The sequence below is a fragment of the Wolbachia endosymbiont of Mansonella ozzardi genome, from assembly GCF_020278625.1.
Lineage (GTDB): Bacteria > Pseudomonadota > Alphaproteobacteria > Rickettsiales > Anaplasmataceae > Wolbachia.
This window is the reverse complement of record NZ_JADAKK010000075.1, coordinates 1-3,355: the sequence shown is the minus strand read 5'-3', so window position 1 is coordinate 3,355 and position 3,355 is coordinate 1. Positions and strand designations below refer to the sequence as shown.

The following is a 3,355-nucleotide window of genomic DNA, read 5'->3' as shown; positions in this document are numbered from 1 at the left end:
GTCGCATTGGATAGTGAAACTTGCGAAAAGCTATGACTGTAAAATAAAATCGGATATCGAGCTATTCCTTGGAATTAAAGCTAAGAACCAGAAAGTAATAGGAGTCACAGGAACAAATGGTAAATCAACCACTGTGTCACTAATAGGGCACGTATTAAAATCTGCAGGGAAAAAGGTAGCTGTTGGTGGAAATTTAGGTGTTCCTGTTTTAGATCTAGAAAGAGACGCAGAAATTTATGTAATTGAGTTCTCCTCTTTTCAATTGGAGCTGATGGATATGCCTACTGCCGTTCCAGAGCGTGACGCTAGAATCCATACTTTTTTTTCTGGATCCCAGTGTCGCGCTACTTGGATGACAAAAGGGATGACTGGGACAACAAAGATAGACATTGCGGTATTGCTCAACATTACACCAGATCACATAGATAGACATAGAAGTATGGAGAATTATATAGCAACTAAATTAAAACTGATAAACGGTAGTGAGACTGCCGTGATAGGATGTGATAACGAAATTACCGCTGATGTATTCAACAAATTTACTGGGAACAAAATTCCAATTTCAGGAACATACTTCCCGGCGTCATTCCAGCACGTGACGCTGGGATCCAGAAAAGAAAAACCATTGTCAGTTACTCAAATGATAGAGGATGGTACAAGAGATCTAATATCATTGATAGGTAATAATTTGCTTGACTATAGTGAACAGATTACAGGTACAGAACAAAATTATCTGGATCCTAGTGTCAGCTATTTGGATGACAAAAAAGGTACTACGATCCAGAAAAACTTGATAAAGTTAAAGAATTATAACTTATCAGTAAATGACATGAAAATAAACTTAATATCCAATGCGGAAAACATAGCAGCCGCATATGCCGTATGTAAGCTGTTAAAAATAGATAACAACATTATTATCGATGGAATCAAATCCTTCCCAGGTTTGAAACATAGAAATGAATTACTTGGCAAAATAGAAAATGTGTTTTTTGTGAACGATAGCAAAGCGACTAATGCCAAATCGAGCGAAAAAGCGATTTTCTCTTATAAAAACATATATTGGATCGTTGGCGGAAGAAGTAAAGAAGGTGGCATAGAGCCACTAAGCAAGCACTTTACAAGAATTAGAAAAGCTTTTCTAATTGGAGAATCAACAGAAGCTTTTGCAAATGTTATGGAGAATAAAGTAGATTGTATGAAGTGTTATAATCTAGAAAACGCATTTAAACTGGCTTTCGAAGACGCCATAAATAGCAAAGAAGAAATAACGATATTGCTTTCTCCTGCATGTTCTTCTTTTGATCAGTGGAAAAGTTTCGAAGAACGTGGTGACACATTTCGCAGAATGTTTAAAAATCTCAGGTACAATTACATGTGTTGTTTAGTATAATGTTGTATGGAACAAGATGAAACAAAGCCAGTATTAGACGAACTGATTAGGGTTATTCCATTTGAGGGAACAAGCGATGAAACCTTACTGAAGGTGTGCACATACCTTAACCTAGCTAATAGCTTTTGTAAATTTCAAAATGGAATATATAGCGCTTTGGAGTATATAGCAGAGGACTTAAATAGTTCAATGGTAACCAAGCTCAGAAACTCCAATTTAGAAGATATGAAAGTGCGGGAGCGGGTAAAATTAGCTGTTCAAATACGCCTTTCAAACTACGCTAAACTGCCAAATTATAGAGAATTTTTAAAAAATGTTTTACTATTTTCTGTATTGCCGAAGAATACATACTTTTCTAGTAAACTCTTATACAGAACTGTTAGTGCAATTTGGTATAGCATCCATGATCAATCAACAGATTTTAATTACTATACAAAACGGGCAATATTGGCTGGGGTATATCTAAGCACAATGCTTTTCTTCATTAATGACTATTCAGAAGGTTTTGCAGATACTCTATCATTTCTTGACAGACGTGTCAACAACATCATGGCATTTCAAAAGTTCAAAACTCGCTTGAAAGGAATTGTGGGAAGTTTCCTATAGGTTTTTGCTATACTAAACTATATTTTAAAGCCATCTTAACTTTCTTTAGTTTTTATGTTAAGATAGCTAGATGTTTGTCAATGAAAAAATGAAAGTTATTTGTTATCTTGATCCTAACATTAAGCAAGAAAAAAATGTAAGATACACAATAAACTTTTTTGGGATACTTGGGTGTATTAAGATTAATGCACTTGGCAAAGACAAATCCAAAGAGCAAGAGGGTAAATTTTATGTAGTTAAGCATTATTTTGACTATCCTTATTTTTCTAGAATTGTTAATCCAGAATTCTTTCAAGAAGAACTAAACGATGAAGAGAAAAAATTTACTAGGAAGATAATATCACTATGGTTATGTTTTGCCATATTGTTTACTGCTTCTACTGTGCCGTTGTACTCGGCGTACCAGAATCAAAAATCAAAAAAAGTGCTTATGGGGTTAGCTTATGTATCAATGGTATTATTAACTTTGGCTACCATATGTTTTATCGTAGTTTTATCATGGGTATTTTTTTGACTTTATTAAGAAAAAGTTTGTTGCACATAGAGTTAAAAGCCTTTTGTAAAACGAAGCCAGCCCTGAGTGGATAAAGCTTTATAGGGAAGAGCTTATAAATGAAACTTGCAATCAAAAGTTAGGAAAAGATATAGAGGATATTATAAAGTTCCTTTTGGAGAGAAAGAAGACTGTAGCACTGTATAACTTTCTAACAAGTGGGAAAGAATTAGTCCAAACCGGAATAGCAATGGTGAACAAGTTGCTTATAGATGACGTAAATCCAAACAACATAGTTTTAGATACTAACTCTCTTGGAGGAGGAATTGAAAGCGGAAGTTCTAAAAAGATTTGAGGATCAGGGTATCCATTTAACACTAATTCATAGTGATTCTTTTAGTTTACTCAAAGAGCAACTAATAACTTTCCTCATGGAGTAGGGGGCTTTTTCACTAGGCGGCTTCCTGCAAAATTTTTGAATTTTTGGTTTGTGCGTTGCAGGTTAGATTTTAATCCATAGAAAGCTGTAGAAAATACGAAATGCCCCGTCTTAATTGTTGGCAGAAAAGGCAATACTGTGATTCCACAAGCAGCACAATTTGTTGGCAAGCTTAATAATCTATCCGGAGAAAGATTAAGAAGAAACATAGTGCTGGAACATGATTCTAAAAATAAGACTTGGAGAATAAAAATATTCACACCAATCATAAAGAACATTTAGTTCGTTGTGAGGATAATGAAGGTACAACAAAATACACCAGTTACAAAGAAATAGAGAATAAATTTATTAAAAAGGCACATGAGTATTTAGTTATAGCCCTTCCCATAATAGTCCAAGAGAGGTAAGATAAGGACTTATAGTAGTG

Annotated in this window: 2 protein-coding genes and 1 pseudogene; all 3 read left to right on the top strand. The window is 34.4% G+C overall.

Annotated features, from left to right (window positions below; translation table 11 throughout):
• The coding region (locus IHO40_RS05470) for a Mur ligase family protein (RefSeq protein WP_225537129.1) at positions 1-1,390 on the top strand (1,390 nt) is incomplete at its 5' end.
• A 6-nt stretch (positions 1,391-1,396) separates the two neighbouring features.
• Positions 1,397-1,996, top strand: coding sequence for a COQ9 family protein (locus IHO40_RS05465; protein ID WP_225537128.1), 600 nt, complete (start codon positions 1,397-1,399; stop codon positions 1,994-1,996).
• 88 nt (positions 1,997-2,084) lie between these two features.
• Positions 2,085-3,302, top strand: a pseudogene (locus tag IHO40_RS06280) (alpha/beta hydrolase family protein); the annotation flags it as partial.
• Positions 3,303-3,355: the final 53 nt, after the last annotated feature.

Bases quoted from the DNA above. Each gene is read 5' to 3' on its own strand.
- IHO40_RS05465 (WP_225537128.1), top strand. From the start codon at position 1,397: ATGGAACAAGATGAAACAAAGCCAGTATTAGACGAACTGATTAGGGTT.